At 66.3% G+C, this 591-nt stretch carries 1 protein-coding gene and 1 pseudogene; both read left to right on the forward strand.

Features of this window, described 5'->3' with window-relative positions:
- Positions 1-181: pseudogene (locus tag ACFV20_RS37315) on the forward strand (alpha-ketoacid dehydrogenase subunit beta); the annotation flags it as partial.
- An 8-nt stretch (positions 182-189) separates the two neighbouring features.
- A partial coding sequence (locus ACFV20_RS37320) for a biotin/lipoyl-containing protein (RefSeq protein WP_385665674.1) occupies positions 190-591 on the forward strand: 402 nt, incomplete at its 3' end.

Consider the following 591-nt stretch of genomic DNA (forward strand, 5'->3'; position numbering starts at 1 on the left):
GAGCATCACGGAGCGCTGCTTCAACTACCTCGAAGCGGCCCCGGTCCGGATCACGGGCTTCGATGTTCCGTACCCTTACTCGAAGGTCGAGATGCACCACCTGCCTGATCTGGACAGGATCCTCGACGGCGTTGACCGAGCCTTGGGACGCCCCAACTCCCTGAGCGGACTGGAAGGATGAGCGCCACCATGATCAAGGAATTCAGGCTGCCGGACCTTGGCGAAGGACTGACCGAGTCGGAAATCCTCAGCTGGAAGGTGGCCGTGGGGGACACCGTGGCGCTGAACCAGGTCATCGCTGAGGTGGAAACAGCCAAGGCCGTGGTCGAGTTGCCGTCGCCGTTCGCCGGCGTCGTGGCAGCGTTGCATGAACAGCCGGGCACCGTGGTGGAGGTCGGCAAACCGATCGTTTCGTTCGAGGTGGACGACGCCGGTTCCGCCAACGGCGGCAAAGCCGCCGACGGCGGGGCAGAGTCGGCGGCCACAACTTCGGAGGCGCCCGCGAAACGCGAGCCGAACCTGGTGGGCTACGGAGCCGTCGTCGAACATGCCGGACGGCCCACCCGGCGTGCCCGCGGCCGTGCTGTGGCG

It is taken from the genome of Streptomyces sp. NPDC059696 (assembly GCF_042733745.1).
Lineage (GTDB): Bacteria > Actinomycetota > Actinomycetes > Streptomycetales > Streptomycetaceae > Streptomyces.